At 66.8% G+C, this 20791-nt stretch carries 16 protein-coding genes; 6 read left to right on the forward strand and 10 right to left on the reverse strand.

Going from position 1 to position 20791, the window contains the following annotated elements; genetic code table 11:
• Positions 1-43 precede the first annotated feature (43 nt).
• The gene (locus DIS04_RS07775; RefSeq protein WP_111413199.1) at positions 44-1165 is read left to right on the forward strand and encodes a phospholipase D-like domain-containing protein; all 1122 of its coding nucleotides are present in this window, start codon (positions 44-46) and stop codon (positions 1163-1165) included.
• A 77-nt stretch (positions 1166-1242) separates the two neighbouring features.
• Here the strand turns inward: DIS04_RS07775 and DIS04_RS07780 are convergent, their stop codons facing one another.
• Entirely contained in the window at positions 1243-1893 is a 651-nt protein-coding gene (locus tag DIS04_RS07780; RefSeq protein WP_111413200.1) for a YecA/YgfB family protein, read from the reverse strand.
• A gap of 84 nt (positions 1894-1977) precedes the next feature.
• On the opposite strand from DIS04_RS07780, the gene DIS04_RS07785 reads away from it, so the two are divergent.
• Both DIS04_RS07785 and acs read left to right on the forward strand, forming a co-directional pair.
• A complete protein-coding gene (locus DIS04_RS07785) occupies positions 1978-2547 on the forward strand; it encodes a SprT family zinc-dependent metalloprotease (RefSeq protein ID WP_111413201.1) in 570 nt (189 codons plus the stop codon).
• Between the two features lie 151 nt (positions 2548-2698).
• Positions 2699-4645 (forward strand): acetate--CoA ligase, encoded by a 1947-nt coding sequence (acs, locus tag DIS04_RS07790; protein WP_111413202.1) that lies wholly within the window; start codon positions 2699-2701, stop codon positions 4643-4645.
• Between the two features lie 81 nt (positions 4646-4726).
• On the opposite strand, the gene ku (DIS04_RS07795) is transcribed toward acs, so the two are convergent.
• Genes ku (DIS04_RS07795) through ligD form a run of 4 tightly spaced genes read right to left on the reverse strand, consistent with a single transcriptional unit; the run spans position 4727 to position 9452 of the window.
• Positions 4727-5923 carry a non-homologous end joining protein Ku gene (ku, locus tag DIS04_RS07795; RefSeq protein ID WP_111413203.1) on the reverse strand — a complete coding sequence of 399 codons (1197 nt, stop codon included), beginning with the start codon at positions 5921-5923 and terminating at the stop codon, positions 4727-4729.
• Positions 5916-6692, reverse strand: coding sequence for a non-homologous end joining protein Ku (ku, locus tag DIS04_RS07800; protein WP_111413204.1), 777 nt, complete (start codon positions 6690-6692; stop codon positions 5916-5918). The genes ku (DIS04_RS07795) and ku (DIS04_RS07800) overlap by 8 nt, the downstream gene beginning before the upstream one ends.
• Positions 6692-6877, reverse strand: coding sequence for a hypothetical protein (locus DIS04_RS07805; RefSeq protein WP_111413205.1), 186 nt, complete (start codon positions 6875-6877; stop codon positions 6692-6694). Before DIS04_RS07805 ends, ku (DIS04_RS07800) begins: the two co-directional genes overlap by 1 nt.
• 25 nt (positions 6878-6902) lie before the next feature.
• The gene (ligD, locus tag DIS04_RS07810; RefSeq protein ID WP_111413206.1) at positions 6903-9452 is read right to left on the reverse strand and encodes a DNA ligase D; all 2550 of its coding nucleotides are present in this window, start codon (positions 9450-9452) and stop codon (positions 6903-6905) included.
• A 290-nt stretch (positions 9453-9742) separates the two neighbouring features.
• Between ligD and DIS04_RS07815 the strand changes: the two genes are divergently transcribed.
• Both DIS04_RS07815 and DIS04_RS07820 read left to right on the forward strand, forming a co-directional pair.
• Entirely contained in the window at positions 9743-11032 is a 1290-nt protein-coding gene (locus DIS04_RS07815; protein WP_111413207.1) for an ATP-grasp domain-containing protein, read from the forward strand.
• Positions 11033-11049: 17 nt separating this feature from the next.
• Positions 11050-13092: a CocE/NonD family hydrolase gene (locus tag DIS04_RS07820; RefSeq protein WP_179951237.1), complete on the forward strand. Its 2043-nt coding sequence runs from the start codon at positions 11050-11052 to the stop codon at positions 13090-13092.
• 154 nt (positions 13093-13246) lie between these two features.
• Here DIS04_RS07820 and DIS04_RS07825 read toward each other — a convergent pair whose 3' ends face one another.
• The 3 genes from DIS04_RS07825 to DIS04_RS20995 form a co-directional block, all read right to left on the reverse strand.
• A complete protein-coding gene (locus DIS04_RS07825) occupies positions 13247-13765 on the reverse strand; it encodes a ferritin-like domain-containing protein (RefSeq protein ID WP_111413209.1) in 519 nt (172 codons plus the stop codon).
• A gap of 39 nt (positions 13766-13804) precedes the next feature.
• The gene (locus tag DIS04_RS07830; RefSeq protein ID WP_111413210.1) at positions 13805-14641 is read right to left on the reverse strand and encodes a manganese catalase family protein; all 837 of its coding nucleotides are present in this window, start codon (positions 14639-14641) and stop codon (positions 13805-13807) included.
• 149 nt (positions 14642-14790) lie between these two features.
• Positions 14791-15084: a con-10 family general stress protein gene (locus DIS04_RS20995; protein ID WP_111413211.1), complete on the reverse strand. Its 294-nt coding sequence runs from the start codon at positions 15082-15084 to the stop codon at positions 14791-14793.
• A 324-nt stretch (positions 15085-15408) separates the two neighbouring features.
• On the opposite strand from DIS04_RS20995, the gene DIS04_RS07840 reads away from it, so the two are divergent.
• Positions 15409-16071 carry a response regulator gene (locus DIS04_RS07840; protein WP_111413212.1) on the forward strand — a complete coding sequence of 221 codons (663 nt, stop codon included), beginning with the start codon at positions 15409-15411 and terminating at the stop codon, positions 16069-16071.
• Positions 16072-16141: 70 nt separating this feature from the next.
• Here DIS04_RS07840 and DIS04_RS07845 read toward each other — a convergent pair whose 3' ends face one another.
• The gene (locus DIS04_RS07845) at positions 16142-20089 is read right to left on the reverse strand and encodes a hybrid sensor histidine kinase/response regulator (protein ID WP_111413213.1); all 3948 of its coding nucleotides are present in this window, start codon (positions 20087-20089) and stop codon (positions 16142-16144) included.
• A 95-nt stretch (positions 20090-20184) separates the two neighbouring features.
• Positions 20185-20700, reverse strand: coding sequence for a hypothetical protein (locus DIS04_RS07850; RefSeq protein WP_111413214.1), 516 nt, complete (start codon positions 20698-20700; stop codon positions 20185-20187).
• Positions 20701-20791: the final 91 nt, after the last annotated feature.

Below are 20791 nucleotides of genomic sequence, written 5' to 3' on the forward strand. Positions count from 1 at the left end.
ACATGCGTCAATCACCGCAGGCGAGGAGACGGGGAGGCGTGCCATGCATGGCGTGTGGCGGGATGGCAATCGGTTCGAGCTGCTGGCGGAGTCGTCGCGCTTCCTGCCGGCGATGTTCACGGCCATGGAGCAGGCGCGCCGCTCGATCCTCATCGAACTCTACCTGATGGAGTCGGGCCATCTCGCCACGGCGCTGATCGATGCCCTGTGCCGGGCCGCGGAGCGCGGCGTGACGGTTGCGCTGATGCTGGATGCCTATGGCTCGATGGGGCTGGGCGGCGAGGATCGGCGGCGCCTGGAACAGGCCGGTGTGGCACTGCGGCTGTTCAACCCGCTGGGCCTGCACTCGCTGGCCCGCAACCTGACCCGCGACCACCGCAAGCTGGTGGTGATCGACGGTTGCGTCGCCTTCACCGGCGGTTTCGGCGCCGTCGATGAGTTCCTCGAAGCCTGGTACGAGGTGGCGGTGCGCATCGAGGGGCCCGTCGTCGCCGACTGGGTACGGCTGTTCTCGCGGGTCTGGGATTCGCCGATGACGCGCGGCATCGGCGAGGCGGCGCTGGTGCGCCACCTGCAGCTGGAGCTGCATCTCCACGAGGACTACCGCGGCATGCGCGGCCGGGTGGTATGGGGCCAGGGCTATCGCTACCAGGCCATTCGCCACTCCCTCTATGCGCGGGTGTCGTCGGCCCAGCGCCGCATCTGGCTGTGCACGCCCTACTTCGTTCCTACCTTCAGCCTGCGCATGCGCCTGGCGCGCGCCGCGCGTCGTGGTGTCGACGTGCGCCTGCTGCTGCCCGGCCGAGGCCACGACCATCCCTGGGTGCGCTACGCCGGCCAGCGCTTCTACCGGCGCCTGCTGCGCGCCGGCGTGCGCATCTTCGAATTCCAGCCCACCTTCATCCACGCCAAGTTCTCGCTGGTCGACCAGTGGACGAGCCTGGGCTCGTGCAACTTCGATCACTGGAGCCTGCACTGGAACCTGGAGGCCAACCAGGAGGTGGACGACGCCCGCTTCGCCGGCGAAGTGGCGGCCCTGTTCGAGCGCAACTTCGCCGCCAGCCGCGAGATCACCTATCGGGAGTGGCTGCAGCGTCCCCGCTGGCAGCGCTTCAAGGAGTGGCTGTTCGGCAGCTTCGATGCCTGGCTGACGCGGCTGCGCTAGCCACGAGCCACGAGCTAAACTGCTGCCCGAAGCCCGAAGCCCGAAGCCCGAAGCCCGAAGCCCGAAGCCTGAAGCGTTTACCGCCTGCCCTTGCCGGGGCCTCGGCCGGCCGGCTTCTTGCGGCGCGGCATGGGCTTGGGCGTCTCGGGCGGTACGCGATAGTGCAGGTAGAGATCCAGCACCAGGTCGGGCAGCTGGGCGGCCAGCGACTCCAGGCGCGCGGTGTCGGCCACCATCTCGGCCATGTCCGGCTCGTCGTCGAACAGCCCCGAGAGCGCCATGAACGGCAGCAGCAGGGTGGCGACGCTCTCCTCGTCCTGCTCGAACCAGGCCGCTTCGTCGAGGAACACGCCCTCCATGAAACCGGCGCACCAGTCGCCGACGGGCGTCTCCTCCGGGGGCGTGCCGTCCAGGGTGAGCTCGAAGGGCAGCTCGGGCAGGCCGCCCTGCTCCAGGGTGTCGATGGCGTTGCCACGCAGCTTTTCCAGCAGGCCGAGGATCTCGCTGCGCTCGGCGTCGTCGGTAAAGCTCGGCTCGCCGTGGAACAGTTCGGCCACCCAGGCAGCGGCCTCGATCTCGCGTGGCGCCACGGCCAGGGCGACGAGAAAACCATGGGCCGAGATCAGGTCCAGGGCGTCGGCATCGACGCGCTCGGAGTCGAGGTACTCGTCGAGGCGCTCGAGTTCTTCGTCCTCGAGCAGGGGCTGGGGCAGGGGCGTATCGGACATCGGGCCTCTCGCATGGCATCGTGAAGGCGGTTCGTGGCCGCACTGGGCTGGACAGCGCCGTGGCGGGACGTCATTTTAGCACCCATGAAACGACCCGCGCTCCCTGATCCCTGCCCCGAGTGGCTGACGAGCCTCGACGATACAGCGCTTCGCCAAGCCCTGCTGGCGCGGGTGGAGGCGGCCTGGCAGCTGTGCCGCGCCTATCACCCCGAGCTGCCCCGGCCCAAGGTGTGGTGCGACCTGAAAGGCAAGTGCGCCGGCCAGGCCCACTACGGGCGCGGCGGGCTACGCTTCAACCCGGTGCTCTATCGCGATAACCGCCACGCCTTCCTGACCGAGGTGGTGCCGCACGAGATGGCTCACTGGCTGGTCCGCCACCTCAGCGATGGGCGCCAGGCAAAGCCCCACGGGCGCGAGTGGCGCACCGTGATGGAGCGCCTGTTCGGCATCGAGGCCAGGGTGACGCACTGCTTCGACACGCGCCGGGCGAGCCCCACGCCCTACCGTTACCACTGTGGCTGCCAGGCGCACTTCTTCACCGCGCGACGCCACTCGCTGGCGCGCCGGGGGCGCCGCTACCGCTGCCTGTCGTGCGCTCAGACGTTGGTCTATCAGTCCTTTGTAGCGCATGAAAAAGATGCTACAAATTACTGATTAGAAAAGAAAAAATCCTGATACCAATGTCTAAGAGGAAGGCCCGCGCCGAGGGTATATGCTGGAAGGCGAATCTGATGCCGGCGCACACGACAACAAGGCAGCCGGTAACATCCACCGAGAGGGTGCATCTCCTGGAAGAGGCTAGCCAATGACCGATCAGAAAGTCTATCCGGTACGCGACGACATCGCCGCCAACGCCTGGATCGATCGCGAGAAATATCAGGCCCTGTACAAGCAGTCCGTCGACGACCCCGAGGGGTTCTGGGCCGAGCAGGCCAAGCGCATCGAATGGTTCAAGGCGCCGACGAAGATCAAGCACACCTCCTACGACCCGCACAACGTCGACATCCGCTGGTACGAGGACGGCACCCTGAACGCCAGCGTGAGCTGCCTCGACAGGCACCTGGAGACGCGCGGCGACCAGACCGCGATCATCTGGGAAGGCGACGATCCCAAGGATTCCAAGCAGGTCAGCTACCGTGAGCTGCACGCCAGGACCTGCCAGCTGGCCAACGCGCTCAAGGAACTCGGCATCGGCAAGGGCGACGTGGTCACCCTCTACATGCCGATGATCCCCGAGGCGGCCGTGGCCATGCTGGCCTGCGCCCGCATCGGCGCCGTGCATTCGGTGGTGTTCGGCGGTTTCTCGCCCGACGCCCTGGCCCAGCGCATCATCGGCGCCGACTCCCGGTTGGTGATCACCGCCGACGAGTCGGTGCGCGGCGGCAAGCAGGTGCCGCTCAAGGACAACGTCGATGCCGCCCTGACCCGCAAGGGCACCGACGTCTGCGAGAACGTGCTGGTGGTCAAGCGCACCGGTGGCGAGATCGAGTGGCAGCAGGGGCGCGACCTCTGGTACCACGAGCTGGTCGACAAGCAGGCGACCGACTGCCCGGCCGAGGAGATGAACGCCGAGGACCCGCTGTTCATCCTCTACACCTCCGGCTCCACCGGGGCGCCCAAGGGGCTCAAGCACACCACCGGGGGCTACCTGGTCTACGCCAGCCTGACCCACCAGTACATCTTCGACTACCAGGATGGCGAGGTCTACTGGTGCACCGCCGACGTGGGCTGGGTCACCGGCCACAGCTACATCGTCTACGGGCCGCTGGCCAACGGCGCCACCACGCTGATGTTCGAGGGCGTGCCGAGCTACCCGACGCACGGCCGCATGGGCGAGATCGTCGACAAGCACAAGGTCAACATCCTCTACACCGCGCCGACCGCGATTCGCGCGCTGATGGCGCACGGCGACGGCGTGATGGATTCGAGCCAGCGCGACACGCTGCGCGTGATGGGCTCGGTCGGGGAGCCGATCAACCCCGAGGCGTGGGAGTGGTACTACCGCGTGATCGGCAACTCCAAGTGCCCGATCGTCGACACCTGGTGGCAGACCGAGACCGGCGGCATCATGATCGCGCCGCTGCCGGGTGCCATCGACCTCAAGCCGGGCTCGGCCACGCTGCCGTTCTTCGGCGTCCGCCCCGCGCTGCTCGACAGCGAGGGCAACGAGCTCGAGGGCGCCGTGGACGGCAACCTGGTGATCAGCGACTCCTGGCCCGGTCAGGCGCGTTCGATCTGGGGCGATCACGAGCGCTTCGTGCAGACCTACTTCTCGACCTACAAGGGCTACTACTTCACCGGCGACGGCTGCCGCCGCGACGAGGACGGCTACTACTGGATCACCGGGCGTGTCGACGACGTGCTCAACGTCTCCGGCCACCGCATGGGCACCGCCGAGATCGAGTCCTCGCTGGTCGCCCACGAGGCCGTGGCCGAGGCCGCCGTGGTGGGCTTCCCGCATGACATCAAGGGGCAGGGGATCTACATCTACGTGACCCTGACCGATGGCGTCGAGCCCAGCGACGAACTCAAGAAGGAGCTGACCCAGTGGGTGCGCAAGGACATCGGGCCGATCGCCTCGCCGGACGTCATCCAGTGGGCACCGGGCCTGCCCAAGACCCGCTCGGGCAAGATCATGCGCCGCATCCTGCGCAAGATCGCCGCCAACGAGACCGATGGCCTGGGCGATACCAGCACCCTGGCCGATCCGAGCGTGGTGGATGACCTGATCGAGAATCGCGCCAACCGCTGATTTGTCCAGCACCTCATTGGTTGGCAGGTACGGCCAGCCGAAAGATCGAATCTCGCCGGCCTTCGGGCCGGTTTTTTCGTCTCAGCGGGCGCCGGCGATGGCCTTGGCCAGCTCGGCCTTGCTCATGCGGCTGCGGCCGGGCAGGTCGAGTTGCTGGGCGCGTGCGTAGAGCTCGTCGCGGGAGAGCTCTTCCAGCTCGGCCAGCTCAGCGCTGCGGCGCTTGCCGCGTGGTGCGGCCTGATCGGCGGCCTTGGTGTCCGTGCCGTGCTGGCCTGATGGGCGCTGCTTTGTTTCGCTGCGCTTGGCCGTCGGCTTGCCGCGCTTATCCGGCTGGCTCTTGCCGGCGTCGCTGCGCGCCTCCTGGCCGGGCGGGCGGCCTTCGGCCAGGCTCTGCTTGAGCACCTGCATCAGATCGATCACTTCACCGCCCTGTTCCGGCTCGACCTCGGGCTCGTCCTCCTCACCCAGGGCGATCACATCCTCGCCTCGGCTCAGTTTCTCCTTGGCGCGGGCGATGAGGCGCTGGCTCTGCCGGTCCTGCAGCGCCTTGCGTTCGAGGTCCTCCTCGACCAGCGCGTCGATGGCCTGCTGCATCGCCTTCACCCTGCTCTTGTCGGCCTTGGGAGACTCGGGCAGGGCGATGTCGTCGGGAGTACGCAGCTCCTCGGCAAAGCGAAGCGTCTCGGCGCGCAGGATGCCCTTCTCGGCGATGATCGCCACCAAATACTCCTTGCCGCGCATGACGAAGGTGGCGATACCGGCTCGTCCGGTGGCTTCCATGCTCTCGGCCAGCAGGCGGTAGGCCTTGGTCACGCCCTTGTCGGGGGTCATGAAGTAGGCGCGCTCGAAGTACATCGGGTCGATCTCGTCGAGGCCGACGAAGCGCTTGAGGTCTATCTCCTGGGACTTCTCCGGCGCCAGCGACTCGAGTTCGCGATCCTCCACCACCACGAACTCATTCTTCTCGACCTCGTAGCCGCGGATCAGCTCGTCGTAGTCGAGCACACGCTCCTCCTTCTCGCACAAGTAGCGCCGCGCCAGCGGCGTGCCGTCGCGATCGACCATGCGCAGCGACACCGGCTTGGGACGGTTGGCCGGGTAGAGGTTGACCGGCAGGCTGACCAGGCCGAAGGTGATGGTGCCCGACCACAGCGGGCGCGGGCCGCTGGCGTGGAAGCGCCGCTTCTCCTCGCCCTGGGCCGATTCGTCCTTCCCCTTCGTCTTGCCCCTTTCCTTCGGCTTTTGTTTGGGCTTGGCTTTCGATCCTGGGCTAGGCACGCTTGCGCTCCTTCTTCAGGCTGGCCTCGAGCGCCTTGGAAAGGTCATCGGAAGCCTCGCGGCGACGAATGGGCGTGACCTTGACGCGCTTGCCGCGCCGCTTGGCCTCGATCAGTTCCAGCACTCGCTCGCGATAGTCGTCGTGATATTCCTCGGGGTCGAACTTCGCCTCCAGCATGCCGATCAGCTGGCGCGCCATGTCGAGTTCCCTGGCGTCAAGCGCCTTGCCCTTGGGTGGTTCCAGGGCGTCTACCGGTACCACCTGCTCCTCGTGGCGCAACGATATCAGCATGGGCACGCCGCGATGCAGGCGCAGTGCGCCGACATAGCTCTTGTTGCGCATGACCCAGCGCGCCAGGCCCTCCTTGCCGCTGTTTGCCAGGGCCTCGGCCAGGGTGAAGTAGAGCGACTCGCTGCCATCCGGGCCCAGGTAGTAGGGGCGGTCGTACCAGCGATGATCGATCACCTGTGGCGGCAGAAAGCGGATCACTTCGATGTCGCGTCCCGAGTCCGGCTCCAGCGCCTCGAGCTCCTGCTTGTCGAACACCACCAGGCTGCCCTCGTCGGTGCGATAGGCGCGGCGGGTCTCGGCGTGGGGCACGATCTCGTCGGTGTCGGGGTTGACCATGGCCTGCTTGACCGGGGAGCGGTCCTTCTCGTGGAGCAGGCGGAAGTGTACGCTGCGATCCTGCACCGCCGAGTAGAGCTTGACCGGGACCTCCACCTCGCCGAAGCGGATCACGCCCTTCCACATCGCCCGTGCGCCCATCAGTCCTCCTCCTCTCGACATTCGGGACAGACCGTCTCACGGCTCTCGAAGCGCTCCGCCACGCATACGGGGCAGATCGGCCGATCGCAGTAGATGCAGTGGTAGCCTGCCTCGTAGTGGAAGGTGCGCAGGCAGAACTGGCAGGTCTCGGGGCCGGACTCGAGCCACCACGGGGCTTCGCTCATGACGTTCCCTCCGCTTTGCTGCCGTTCACGTCACACCGACGCGCTTGAGCAGCTCGGCCTCCAGCGGTCGCGCCGCCTCGGCAAAATCCTCCCAGGGATCCTCCCCCAGCGCCGAGAGCCGCCGCCGCAGGTTGCCCACGTTGTAGCGATCGGAGCGCAGCGCGGGATTGAGTTCGTCCCAGCGGAGCGGCACGGCCACCGGGGCGCCCTCGCGGGCGCGCACGGTGTAGGAGGCCACTGCGGTGGCGCCGCGGCCGTTGCGCAGGTAGTCGATGAAGATACGCCCCTCGCGCTTGGCCTTGGACATGTTGGTCGTCAGGCGCTTCGGATCGTCCTTGGCATGCGCTTCGGCCACTCCCTTGGCGAAGGCCTTGGCCTGCTCCCACTCGACGCTGGGCTCGAGCGGCACGACCAGGTGCAGCCCCTTGCCGCCGGTGGTGCGCAAAAACGGCGTGAGGCCCAGCGCCTCGAGGCGTTCGCGCAGGGTGCCGGCAACGCGCAGGATCTCCTTCCAGGCGATGCCCTCGTCGGGGTCGAGGTCGAACACCAGGCAGTCGGGCTGCTCGAGGTGATCGATGCGACTGCCCCAAGGGTGGATCTCGAGCGCACCGGCCTGCACCAGGCCCACCAGGTCGGCGGCGCTCTCGACGTAGACATACTCGGCGCTGCCTTTCTTTTCCGGCACGTTGATGCGCGGCACGCTGGGGGGAATGGCGCGGCGCGGGTGCTTCTGGAAGAAGCACTCGTCGTCGCGCCCCTGGGGGCAGCGCACCAGCGACAGCGGGCGGCGTGCCAGGTGGGGCAGGACCCACTCATGGATCTGCTCGTAGAAACGCGCCAGGTCGAGCTTGGTCAGGCCCTGTTCGGGGAACAGCACGCGGTCGGGATGGGTCAGGCGGACGCCGCGCAGCGAGGTCTCGTCCTTGCGCTTGCGGGTCGCCGGCTTGCTCGGGCTGTCGTGCGCTTCCGGCGTGCCTTCGGCTGCCAGCTCCTTGGTCGGGGTCATGCGGATCTCCTCGGGATTGCGGTCCTCGCGCAGGCCGCGAAAGGCGGGATGGCGCAGGCGTCCGTCTCGGGTGCGCTCGGTGAACTCCACCTCGATGACCAGGTCGGGGCGCACCCAGTGCACCGAGCGGCCGTCCGGCACGCTGCCGTGGAAGGGCGAGCGCTGCACCTCGATGCTCTCCAGAGTGGCGCCAAGCTGCTCGAGCTGGCGGCTGGTGAAGCCGGTGCCGACGCGGCCGGCGTATACCAGCCCCTGCTTGCCGTAGGCCCCCATCAGCAGCGAGCCGAAGCCGCTGCGCGAGCCGCCGGGATCGGTGTAGCCGCCGACCACGAACTCCTCGTGGCTGACGCACTTGACCTTGAGCCAGTCGCGGCTGCGCTTCTGCTGGTAGCGGCTGTCGGCACGCTTGCAGATGATGCCTTCGAGGCCCATCTGGCAGGCGCGTGCATGGAACGCCGCTCCCTGGGACTCGATATGGTCGGAATAGCGGATGGTCGCCGCCGGCACGTCCGCGACGTCGAGCAGTGCCCGGAGGGTGCGCTTGCGCTCGCGCAGTGCCACGTTGGACAGGTCGTGGCCCTCGAGATAGGGCAGGTCGAAGAGCTGGTAGACGAGGGCGGCGGTGCGGCCGCGGGAGAGGGCTTCCTGCAGCTCGCCGAAGCGGCTGATGCCGTCCTGGCCCATGGCCACCACCTCGCCGTCGAGCAGCACCGAAGCCACCGGCAGCGGCGCCAGGGCGCGGGCGATCTCGGGGAAGCGATGGGTCCAGTCCTTGCCGTTGCGCGTGATCAGGCGCACCTCGCCCTGCTCGATGCGGGCCAGCAGGCGGTAGCCGTCCAGCTTGATCTCGTGGATCCAGTCGCCCCGGCTCGGTACCTCGCGGGCCAGGGTGGCGAGCTGGGGTTTCACCTCCTGCGGCAGCCTGGCCTTGCGCGCACCCGCCAGGGCGCCGGGGTCGGGCGGGGAGGGGGCGCCGCGGTCGTCGCCGCCGCTCGACCAGGTGGCATCGCGCGCCTCGGCGATCTCGCGCATGCTGCGTCCGCTGACGATGCTCGCGTCATCCTCGACGGAGAGCGAGGGGTCCATGCGCCGGCTATCGTCGTGGCGCTTGATCATCAGCCAGTTGCGCCCGTGCTTGTCCTGGCGCTTGCCGCTCATGCGGGTCAGGGTCCAGTGGCCCTTGAGCCGCTCGCCGTCGAGCTCGATGTCGAGGCGATCGGCCTTGGCCTTGCCGCGGATCCGCCAGGAACCGCGATCCCACAGCATGACGGTGCCGCCGCCGTAGGCCTTCGCCGGGATGACGCCCTCGAACTCGCCGTACTCCAGCGGGTGGTCCTCCACCTCGACCGCCAGGCGCTTCTCGCCGGGTTCCAGGCTCGGCCCCTTGGGCAGGGCCCAGCTTTTGAGCACGCCATCCTGCTCCAGGCGCAGGTCGAAGTGGTCATGGCTCGCCGCATGCTTGTGCATCACGTAGAGGTGGCCCGACGTGGCCGGGCCGCTGGCGTCGCCGGCGGGCTCCCGGGTTCGCGTGAAGTCGCGCTTGCGGCGGTACTCCTCGAGTCGTTCCATCGGCTCCATCCTTGGCCGTCGGCTCCAAAAGGCCTCGCCTTTCAGACTAGCCGCGCTTGGCGCGGGCACCAAATTCATCGCGCATGGCAACGCATGTCGCCGTTGTCAGGCCGCCTGGCACCCATGTCATTGATCTTCGAGTACCGTTCTGTTTCCCGGGGTTCGGAACGGTAAAGAATCGTCTTCCCCATGGAACCTTGGGCGGGGCCTACTTATCTTGAGGAGTGTAGGAAAGGATAGGGGGGCCAACCGACCTGGCTCTCCAACGAAACTGTCATGGAGATAGACGGATGAAGCGAAACATCTTTGTCGTGGCGCTGGAAGACCATCAGCGCCAGGAGCTGGAAACACTGCGCCACGCCGATAAGATCAGTGTCCACAACCTGCTGTCGGTCAGAAGGGCCGTCGAGTCCCCTCACTTCTCCTTCAATGCCCTGCTCGACGAGGCGCGCCGCAAGCTCGAGGCCTTCGACGGCTCCATCGATGCCATCGTGGCGCAGTGGGACTTTCCCACCAGCGTGCTGGTGCCCATCCTGTGTCGCGAGTACGGCATCCCCTCGCCCACGGTGGAGAGCGTGCTCAAGTGCGAGCACAAGTACTGGAGCCGCCTCGAGCAGCAGAAGGTCGTGCCCGAGGTGGTGCCCGATTTCTGCGCGGTGGATCCCTTCTCCGACGACCCGCTCTCCCAGGTCACGCTCGACTACCCCTTCTGGATCAAGCCGGTCAAGGCCTTCTCGTCGCACCTGGGCTTCAAGATCGAGAACGACGAGCAGTTCCACGCGGCGATCGAGGAGATTCGCCAGGGCATTCGCAAGCTGGGCGATCCGTTCAACGAGGCGCTGAACCACGCCGAGTTGCCGTCGGAGATCCAGCGCATGGACGGCAACTCGTGCATCGTCGAGAAACTCGTGGCAGGCGTGCAGGGCGCGCCGGAAGGAACCGTCTACAGGGGGGAATTCAACGTCCATGGCATCATTTCCCAGCCCAGCACGGAAATGAGTGACGCACCCTATGATCGTATCGAGTACCCCAGCCATCTGCCGGAACCGATCCATCGGCAGATGATCGACGTTTCCAAGAAATTTCTCGAGCATATCGGCTATGACAACGGCTGCTTCAACGCCGAGTTCCTGTGGGATGAAGCAAGGGAACAGCTGTGGCTGATCGAGGTCAACACGCGGATATCCCAGTCCCACAGCGAGATCTTCATCATGGTCGACGGCATGTCGAACCATGAGGTCGCCGTCGACATCGCCCTCGGCGAGCGTCCCTCCCTGGCCAACCGGCAGGGCGATCACGCCGTCGCCGCCAAGTGCTTCATCCCCTACAAGCACGAGGATGGCATCGTGCGACGGGTACCGAGCGAGGAGGAGATCGCGGCACTTGCCGAGCGCTTTCCCGGCACCATGGTGCGCCTCGACGTGCAGCCGGGCGATCGGCTAAGCGATCTCATGCACCAGGACAGCTTCAGCTATCGCCTGGGAACCCTCTATGTGGCGGGGGAGAGTCACGAAGAAGTCGACCAGCGCTACAAGGCGTGCCTGGAAGGGCTTCACTTCGAGATAGCACCCATCGCATGAGCCCGAAAGGAGGAATCGTGAGTGTCGTAGAATCGTTTCCGTACCAGGTCCGCGAGATCGAGAACGTCTTCATTCCGATGCGCGACGGGGCCCAGCTGGCCGCCAGGATCTGGCTGCCGGAGGAGGCCGAGCGCACGCCGCTGCCGGCGATCCTGGAATACATTCCGTACCGCAAGCGCGACATCACCCGCGGGCGGGATGCCACCAACCATGCCTACCTGGCCGGCCACGGTTACGTCTGTGTCCGGGTCGACATGCGCGGCAGCGGCGATTCGGACGGCGTGCTCACCGACGAGTACACCCAGCAGGAGCAGGAGGATGGCGTCGACGCCATTGCCTGGCTTGCCGAGCAGCCCTGGTGCGACGGCAATGTCGGCATGATGGGGATCTCCTGGGGGGGCTTCAACAGCCTGCAGGTCGCTGCCAAGCAGCCGCCGGCGCTGAAGGCGATCATCAGCATCTGCTCGAGCGACGACCTCTATGCCGACAACATGCACTACATGGGTGGCTGCCTGCTCGGCGACAATCTCTCCGAGGCTACCGTGATGCTCGCCTTCAATACCCTGCCGCCGGATCCCGAGATCGTCGGCAACCGCTGGCGCGACATGTGGTTCGACCGCATGCAGAACAGCGGGCTATGGCTCGAGCAGTGGGTCCAGCACCAGCGGCGCAGCGGCTACTGGTCGGCGAGTTCGGTCAACGAGGACTACGCGGCGATCCAGTGCCCCGTGTATGCCATCGGCGGCTGGGCCGATGGCTTCACCAACACGGTGCTGCGCCTGATGCAGCACCTTGAGGTACCGCGCAAGGGGCTGATCGGGCCCTGGGGGCACAAGTACCCGCACCAGGGCATTCCCGGGCCAGCCATCGGCTTCCTTCAGGAAGCGCTGCGCTGGTGGGACCACTGGCTCAAGGGGCGCGACACCGGCATCATGGAGGAGCCCATGCTGCGCGCCTGGGAGCAGGACAGCATACCGCCGGATACCTCCTATGCCGAACGCCCCGGCCGCTGGATCGGCGAAGCGAGCTGGCCCTCGGACAATATCAGGAGACGGCGCTACGGCCTGGCCCCCTATACCATTGCCATGGGCGAGGGGCCCGGCGGGGCGCATCAGCGCGACGAGCACGAGGCTTCGCTGTCGCTGCAGTCGCCGCTCAGCGTTGGCCTCGCGGCCGGCAAGTGGTGCTCCTACGCCGCCACGCCGGACCTGCCGGGCGACCAGCGCGAGGAGGACGGTGGCTCGCTGATCTTCAGCAGCCCGCCGTTGACCGAGCCGCTCGATATCTTCGGCACGCCGGAAGTGGAGCTCGAGCTCGCCAGCGACAAGCCGCAGGCGATGCTCGCCGTGCGCCTCTCCGACGTGGCGCCGGACGGCAAGTCGACCCGGGTCACCTACGGCCTGCTCAACCTGTCGCATCGCGACAGCGATGCCGACCCCGAACCGCTGGTGCCGCACAGGCGCTACCGCGTATGCATTTCGATGAACGGCATCGCCCAGCATTTCCCGGCCGGGCATCGATTGCGCCTGTCGATCTCGACGTCCTACTGGCCGCTGGCCTGGCTGCCGCCGGAGCCGGCCCAGGTCGACCTGTACCCCGGCAGCTGCGCCCTGCTGCTGCCGGAACGCACGTCAGGCCCGGAGGACGACCGCCTGCCGGAATTCTCGCCGCCCGAGGAGGCGCCACCCCTCGAGGTCCATACCTTCGCCGCCAGCGAGCACAACTGGCTGCTGCATCGCGACCTGGCGAGCAAGGAGTCGACCCTGGAAGTGATCAACGACCAGGGGCACTTCCGCATCGAGGACATCGGCACCGAGATTCGCCGCAGCACCCGCGAGTGGTACAGCACCGTCAACGACGACTTCACCTCGGCGCGCGGCGAGACCTATACCGAGCGCTCCTTCAGGCGCGACGACTGGAACGTGGAGGTCTACACGCGCAGCATCCTGAGCTGCGACGAGAGCAATTTCTACGTCCACGCCCAGCTCGATGCCTACGAGGACGACTACCGCGTCTTCTCCAAGAACTGGGAGAAGGTGATTCCCCGCGATCACATGTAGCCAAGGCCCAGTCGGCGCCGCTCCGTAGTGGGCGGCGTTTGCTTTTGCATACGAGGGGCCTGCCCCGGGCGCGCCTGGCAGCGAAAAAAACCCCGGCGGATGCCGGGGAAGCGAGGGGCCTACGGAAGGCGTTCGCGATGAAACGGGAGTCAGCTCAGGTCTTGGCGCGCAGCTCGCCATCCTCCGAGCGCTCCAGGTAGTGGCGCGTGGTGGCGTCGAGGTGCTGCCCGAGCCACTCGGCCATGGCCTCCTCCTCCCGGAGGATCTCCTCGCAGATGCGAGCGATCTCGGGTTTGCCCATCTTCTCCGCCGCCTGGATCAGGGCCTTGTAGCTGGCGATCTCGAAGTGCTCGAAGGCGTAGCTGGCCATGCTGCCCTTGACCACCTCGTCACCGGCCATCATGCCGCCCATGGCCTGGCCGAACGCCGCCAGCTTGCCGCCGAGGTCCTTCATGGCCGAGAGGTCGGCGCCCAGCAGCGAGAGGCACTGTTCGATCCGCTCGGCCTGGCCGCGGGTCTCGCTCAGGTGCTCCTCGATGCGTGCCTTGAGCTGCGGATAGTGCTCGAGCCGGCTGGCCTGGGCTTCCAGCATCTTCTCCGCCTGCTTTTCCATGGCGTGGGCATCGCGTAGCCAATCTTCCAGGTGCTTCGGGGTTTGCGGTTGAGTGCCCATATGCTGACTCCTTGCGGTTGCGATCGAAGGGGAATCCGTTCACTTCGACGGGTTGATCTGCTCTTGCTGCGCGCCCGAGTGGGGCTTGGCCGGCCCCAGCCTGGGTTCCTGTCCCTCCGGTGCCGGCTGGTTCCTGACCGAGAACTGGCTGCGGCCGTCGAACGAGGGACCTTCACCCCAACGGCCCTTCGGCGCCTCCTTGTCGAGCAGGGTGTTGAGATAGTAGTAGGAGTGCTGCGTGGCCTCGTGATCCTGTGGGGTAGCGTTGGGTACCGGCAGCTGGGCCTCCATGCCGCCCATCTCCTCGATGACCGCCAGCCACTGCTGCTGGTGCATGGTGTCGCGGGCGATGAGGAAGGAGAGGAAATCCTTCATGCCGTGATCGTCGGTCCAGTTGTAGAGACGCGATGCCAGCACGCGGCCGCTTGCCTCCGCCGTGACGTTGGCCAGCATGTCGGCCCCCACGTTGCCGGTGGCATAGATGTGGCTCATGTCGAACGGCACGCCATTGGCATTCACCGGCAGGGCGGCAAGGCCCGAGGAGAGCAGGTGTCGGGGGTTGGTGCCGCCGAGGATGGCCCCGACGACCGGATCCTTGGCCGACGCCTCCTGGTAGGAGACCGGGGCGCCTTCCAGGTTGAGCGCGACCGCATGGGCCAGCATCTCGATATGGCCCAGTTCCTCGGTGGCGGTAGAGATCAGCAGGTCGCGGATGCGCTCGTCGCCGCGGGCGCCCATGGCCTGGAAGAAGTACTGCATGGCCACGCGGATCTCGCCCTCGACGCCGCCGATCGCCTGCTGCAGCAGCATGGCGAATTCCGGGTTGGGCTTGTCGACCTTGACCGGGTACTGCAGGTTGGATGAGTGATGGAACATGACGCCTCCCGCTTCTCGTGACGAGAACCATCGTCATCGCACGGCATCGCCTGCCTGTCCGGCCACGCCTGCCGCGCATGATCGAGTGGAAACGTGTGGTAAGGAGAGGGCTGCCGGCATGACCGGCAGCCCTCTATGGGGAAGGGCGCTTAGTGCCCCTGGCTCTTGCCACCCTTGCGTCCGGCCTCGGAGGCTTTCTGGCGGTCGTTGGCGAAGTTGCCGCCGCTGTGCTGACCACCCTTCTGGCCGGCCTGGGAGGCCTTCTGCGGGTCGTTGGCAAAATTGCCGCTGCTGCGCTGCCCGCCCTTCTGGCCGGCCTCGGAGGCCTTCTGCGGGTCGTTGGCGAAGTTGCCGCTGCTGCGCTGCCCGCCCTTCTGGCCGGCCGCGGAGGCCTTCTGCGGGTCGTTGGCAAAGTTACCGGGGTTCTGGTTGCGCTGTGCCATGTCAATCTCCTTGAATCCTTTCCGCATGGTCGCCCATGCATGTACTTCCATTTACCGGGAATCCGGCACTGCTGGCGTCTGCCATCGTCCTTGAAGATAGAAGCCGCCTTAAACGGCCATCAAGGAGGTTGCTGTTTCCGTGTGAAAAGAAAGTTGTCCCGGTTCGCTTGCGCCTTGCGCAGCGTCACATCCTCGTCGGATCGTTGTCGACAACGTTGGCCGCATGCTTGGGAAGCGCCCTGGCATGGGGTAACATGCGGGGAACAATCGATGAGCCCGACGTGGCGGCCCAGGCCCCGAGCTCGAGGAACCGGAGGAGAATCCATGGCCTTTGCCCAGAAATTCATCGTCGCCGATGACCATCCGCTGTTCCGTGCAGCGCTGACGCAGGCGCTGCGCCAGCTGGCGCCCCAGGCCGAGATCGTCGAAGCCGACACCATGGAAGCCACCTGCGAGGTCGTCACGCGTCATCCGGATGCCGACCTGATCCTGCTCGACCTGCACATGCCGGGCGCCCATGGCTTCTCCGGCCTCATCCAGCTGCGCGGCCAGACCCCGGACATCCCGGTGGCGGTGGTGTCCGGCAGCGACGAGCCTCACGTGGTGCGACGTGCCATCGATTACGGCGCTTCAGGCTTCATCCCCAAGTCCTCTTCGCTGCAGCTGATCGCCGAGGCGGTCGGCGAGATCCTCGACGGCGAGGTGTGGCTGCCCCAGGAGCTGGCCGATGCGATGGGCGATGCCAACGAGGAGGAGACCCGCTTCGCCGAGGCCATCGCCTCGCTGACGCCGCAGCAGTTCCGGGTGCTCAACATGCTCACCGAAGGGCTGCTCAACAAGCAGATCGCCTACGAGCTGAACGTTTCCGAAGCCACCATCAAGGCCCACGTCACCGCCATCCTGCGCAAGCTCGGCGTGCATTCGCGGACCCAGGCGGTCATCGCCGCCCAGAAGCTCGAGGTGGAGCCGCCCAAGGTCGAATCCTAGCGACGAGCGACGAGCGAGGGGCCCACGACCATGTCGTGGGCCCCTCGTGTTTTGCCCGTTGCCCGTTGCGTTAGGCACTGGGCGCCCGGCTGGCCTGCAGCGTGCGGGTCAGCAGGGCGCGCAGGGCGGCGGGGCGCACCGGCTTCTGCAGCAGGTGGTAGCCGCTGCGGCGGATCTCCTCGGCCACCTCCTCGGTGCGGTCGGCGGTGATCACGATGCCCGGCACGGCGCTTTGCAGCCGCTCGCTGAGTGCCTCCAGCGCCATCAGGCCGGTCACCTCGTTATCGAGGTGATAGTCGGCCAGGATGGCATCCGGCTCGCCGTCGAGATTGCGTAGCACCGACTTGGCGCCGCCGATGGTGGTGGCGGTATACACCTCGCAGCCCCAGCCCGAGAGCATCGCCCGCATGCCCTCGAGGATCAGCGTCTCGTTGTCGATGCACAGGATGCGGGTGCCCACCAGCTTGTTGCCCACGCGGCGCGGCGAGGCGGCCTGCTCGGCGCGTTCGGCCTCGCTGCGTGCGGCTACCACCGGCACGTTGACCGAGAACATCGTGCCGACTCCCTCGCGGGAGAGGACCTTGATCGGGTGGTCGAGCACGCGGCTCATGCGGTCGGCGATGGAGAGCCCGAGCCCCAGGCCCTTCTCGCTCTCCTTGTGACGGGTGGCCTGATCAAGGCGGCGGAACTCCTGGAAGATCTCGGCCTGCTTGGATTCGGGAATGCCCGGCCCCGAGTCCCATACCTCGATGGTCAGGCGCGTACCGCGGCGCCGGCAGCCCAGCAGCACGCGCCCCTCCTGGGTGTAGCGCAGGGCATTGGAAAGAAAGTTCTGGATGATCCGGCGCAGCATCTGCGGGTCGCTGTCGACCCACTGGCGGGTCGGGACCACCACCAGGTCGAGGCCGCGATCCTCGGCCATCACCTCGAACTCGGCGCGCAGGGGCTGGAAGATATCGGCCAGGGCGAAGTGGCTGCGCCGCGGCGTCAGGGCGCCGGCATCGAGCTTGGAGATGTCGAGCAGGGTGCCGAGCAGCTCCTCGGCGGCCTGCAACGAGTTGTCGATATGGCCGATGGTACGCCTCATGTCCTCGGCCTCCATCTCCTCGGACAACGCCGAGGTGAACAGGCGCGCGGCGTTGAGCGGCTGCAGCAGGTCGTGGCTGGCGGCGGCTAGGAAGCGGGTCTTGGAGGCATTGGCATCCTCCGCTACCTGCTTGGCCTGGCGCAGGGCCTGTTCGGCCTCGGCGCGCACGCGGTTCTCCTGGCGCAGGGCGGTGTTGGCCTCGGACAGCGCCTGGGTGCGCTCGCGCACGCGCTCCTCCAGGGTCTCGTTGGTCTCCTTCAGGGCGATCTCCGCCAGGCGCCGCTCGGTGATGTCCTGGTAGAGCGCAAAGAAGCCGAGAATGGCCCCGCTGTCGCCGAAGTGCGGGGTATAGGTCACCAGCATGTAGCGCAGGTCGTCGGCGATGCGCATCGAGACCTCGAAGCTGACCCGTTCGCCGGCCAGGGCGCGGCGGATCCAAGGCTCGCGCTCGCGGGCCATCGCCTCGCTGATCACCGCCTCGACGTGCTTGCCGATCACCTCGTTGCGGTCGATACCGAAGGCCTGTTCATAGGCGCGGTTGGTGAAGAGGTAGCGGCACTCCTTGTCGAAGTAGGCGATCAGCGCCGGCACGTTGTCGGTGTAGATGCGGATATTGTTCTCGGAGCGGATCAGCGCTTCCTCGATACGCTTCTGCTGGGTGATGTCCTGATAGGTGTAGACGAAGCCGCCGCCGGGCATGGGATTGCCCTGGACCTCCAGCACGCTGCCATCCTGGCGGTAGCGCACGTAGCGGTGGGGCTGGCCCTCGCGGATGTTGTCGATCAGCAGCTGGACGTGCTCTTCCGGATCGCCGGGGCCGTATTCACCGTTGTGGGCGTTGTAGCGGAAGATCTTGTCGATCGGCGCGCCGACCCGGATCAGGTGATCGGGGAAGCGGAACAGCTCCAGGTAGCGCTGGTTCCACACCACCAGGCGCAGGTTCTGGTCGACCACGCTGATGCCCTGGTTGATGTTCTCGATGGTGGCCTGCAGCAGGGCGCGGTTGAACTCGAGCACCTGGGAGGCCTCGTCGACGATCGAGATCACGTCTGAGATGCCGATGCCGCGTCCCTGCAGCGCCGAGTTGACCACGATGCGCGCCGAGGAGGCGCCGAGCACCGAGGCCAGGAAGCGCTCGGTGAACTGGATCACGTCGATGGAGGCGCGGTTGCCGTCCTCCAGCGGCTTGCCGGTGCGCCGGGCGTAGTCGTCGAAGGCGCGGGTCACCTGGCCGGCGGCGAGGAAACGCTCGCACAGGACCTTGAGATCGCCGACGGTGGTGGCGCCGGTCCAGGGGCGGTTGACCGAGGTCTGGCGGGTCTCGACGCTGTCGACGAACAGCGAGGCCTGGATGCGCTCGACCACCCGCTGTGAAGTGATCTGCGAAACGAAGATGTAGCAGAACAGGTTGACACCCAGCGAGAGCATCACGCCGTGGGTGAAGGAGTCGCCGAAGTTGAGCCCGAACAGCGCCGTCGGCGTCAGCCAGGGGTGGCCGAAGGGGCCGCCGTCAAGCCAGTCGCTCGGCAGCACGCCGGCCTGGATCATCCCCGGCATCAGCAGGCTGTAGGCCCAGATGGCGAAACCGGCGTTCATGCCCACCACCACCCCGAGGCGGTTGCCGCGCTTCCAGTAGAGCCCGCCGAGCAGGGCGGGGGCGAACTGGGCCGCGGCGGCGAAGGAGAGCATGCCGATCGAGGCCAGCGAGGTGAACTCGCCGATCAAGCGGTAGAAACCGTAGGCCAGCGCCAGGATCACGCCGATGGTGATGCGGCGGGCCTGGAGCACCAGGCGGCCGTAGTCGCGCGGCCGCGCATCGAGCCAGCGCAGGCGGAACAGCAGCGGGATCACTATCTCGTTGGAGATCATGATCGAGACCGCCACCGTGGCCACGATGACCATGCCGGTGGCGGCGGAGAAGCCGCCGATATAGGTGAGCAGGGTCAGCCACTGCTGGCCGGCGGCCATCGGCAGCGCCAGCACGAAGGTATCGGGCTCCACCGAGCCGTCGGGGAACAGCGCCAGCCCCGCGGCGGCGATGGGCAGGATGAAGAAGGCGAAGGCCACCAGGTAGAGCGGGAACAGCCAGCGCGCCTTGGCGGCGTCGTTGGGGTGGGTGTTCTCGACCACGGCGACGTGGAACTGGCGCGGCAGGCAGAAGATCGCCAGCATCGCCAGCAGCGTCTGGGCCCAGAAACCGCGACCGAAGTCCTGGGCGGCGAGCTGGCGCTGAAGCTCCATCTGGGTATTGGCCAGTGTCATCAGCTCGCCGAGGCCATCGAACATGCCCCAGGTGACGTAGGCACCGAGCAGCAGAAAAGCCAGCAGCTTGACCATCGACTCGAAGGCGACGGCGTGGATCAGGCCCTCGTGGTGCTCGGTGGCGTCGGTGTGGCGGGTCCCGAACAGGATGGCGAAGGCCGCCATCACGATGGCCACGAAGAAGGCCGTATCGGCGAACAGCGGGGTATGGGTAATGTCCGCGGCATCCGTCAGCACGGCGAACGAGGTCGACACGGCCTTCAACTGCAGGGCGATGTAGGGCAGCGTGCCGATCAGCGCGACCAGGCTGGCGAAGGCCGCCAGGGACTGGGTCTTGCCGTAGCGCGAGGCGATGAAATCGGCGATCGATGTGACGTTCTGCCGCTTGGCCACGCGGATCATCTTGGCCAGCACCGGCCAGAACAGCAGGAAGGTCAGGATCGGCCCGACGTAGATGCTGGCGAACGACCAGCCGGCGGTGGCGGCCTGACCGACCGCGCCGTAGAAGCTCCAGGAGGTGCAGTAGATGGCCAGCGCCAGGATATAGATGACCGGACGCTGCCGGCTGGCGCCGCGTCGGCGCGCATTGCGATCTCCCAGCCAGGCGATGCCGAACAGGATGGCGATGTAGAGCAGCGAAACGGCGATCAGCAGCCAACCGGCAAACATGATTCCTCCCCCCGGCAAGTGCCGTCCATTCTAAAGGGATATCGGCCCGAGGGCACTCGGGTCTGGGGGTGGCGTCGCGTGCGGGGCGCAGAGTCTCACTCGGGCGAGCAGACCGCCTGGTAGAGGCTGGACTCCCGGTCCAGCTCCCGCAGGGCATCGATGCGCGGCTGGCGGCTGCCGCTGGTGAGAGGCACCAGTTCGGCCGAGGAGCAGTTCATCAGGTACGGCTCGTGATGCATCTGGTCCACGTACTCCTTGTCGAAGCGGTAGAGGATGAACTCGACCAGCTCGTTGTCATCGGCCTGGCGGGGCACCATGCTGCTCTGGTCGACGACGCTGAAGCCCACCGTCATCGGGTAGAGATAGGTCCAGGGGCGCCAGACCATGCTGTCCTGCTGGGTGTCCACCACCCGGGTCGTGGCGGGCAGCTGGCTGCGCTTGTGGTCGTACCAGGAGTACTCGTAGTGGATCTGGTAGCCCAGCATGCCCAGGCCGGCACACGCCGGAATGATCCATTTCGGGAGCCGCTTGCCGCTTGCCAGGCGCAACAACAGGCCGATGCCGGCAGCACCCAGGCCGGCGAAGACCGCCGCAATCAAGTGCCAAATCATAACGCTACCTTCTCAAAGCAATCGGGCTTCCCGCAGGGAAGCCCGATCAGGTTGTCTTCCCGGCCCACAGCGGACCGGGAGGCCATTATGG

The sequence above is a fragment of the Billgrantia lactosivorans genome (genome assembly GCF_003254665.1).
In the GTDB taxonomy this organism is placed as follows: Bacteria; Pseudomonadota; Gammaproteobacteria; order Pseudomonadales; family Halomonadaceae; genus Halomonas; species Halomonas lactosivorans.

Coding starts and splice junctions, on each gene's coding strand:
- DIS04_RS07840 (WP_111413212.1), top strand. CDS start 15,409: ATGGCCTTTGCCCAGAAATTCATCGTCGCCGATGACCATCCGCTGTTC.
- acs (WP_111413202.1), top strand. CDS start 2,699: ATGACCGATCAGAAAGTCTATCCGGTACGCGACGACATCGCCGCCAAC.
- DIS04_RS07805 (WP_111413205.1), bottom strand. CDS start 6,877: ATGAGCGAAGCCCCGTGGTGGCTCGAGTCCGGCCCCGAGACCTGCCAG.
- ligD (WP_111413206.1), bottom strand. CDS start 9,452: ATGGAACGACTCGAGGAGTACCGCCGCAAGCGCGACTTCACGCGAACC.
- DIS04_RS07775 (WP_111413199.1), top strand. CDS start 44: ATGCATGGCGTGTGGCGGGATGGCAATCGGTTCGAGCTGCTGGCGGAG.
- DIS04_RS07780 (WP_111413200.1), bottom strand. CDS start 1,893: ATGTCCGATACGCCCCTGCCCCAGCCCCTGCTCGAGGACGAAGAACTC.
- DIS04_RS07815 (WP_111413207.1), top strand. CDS start 9,743: ATGAAGCGAAACATCTTTGTCGTGGCGCTGGAAGACCATCAGCGCCAG.
- DIS04_RS07850 (WP_111413214.1), bottom strand. CDS start 20,700: ATGATTTGGCACTTGATTGCGGCGGTCTTCGCCGGCCTGGGTGCTGCC.
- DIS04_RS07845 (WP_111413213.1), bottom strand. CDS start 20,089: ATGTTTGCCGGTTGGCTGCTGATCGCCGTTTCGCTGCTCTACATCGCC.
- ku (WP_111413204.1), bottom strand. CDS start 6,692: ATGGGCGCACGGGCGATGTGGAAGGGCGTGATCCGCTTCGGCGAGGTG.
- DIS04_RS07825 (WP_111413209.1), bottom strand. CDS start 13,765: ATGGGCACTCAACCGCAAACCCCGAAGCACCTGGAAGATTGGCTACGC.
- DIS04_RS20995 (WP_111413211.1), bottom strand. CDS start 15,084: ATGGCACAGCGCAACCAGAACCCCGGTAACTTTGCCAACGACCCGCAG.
- DIS04_RS07785 (WP_111413201.1), top strand. CDS start 1,978: ATGAAACGACCCGCGCTCCCTGATCCCTGCCCCGAGTGGCTGACGAGC.
- DIS04_RS07830 (WP_111413210.1), bottom strand. CDS start 14,641: ATGTTCCATCACTCATCCAACCTGCAGTACCCGGTCAAGGTCGACAAG.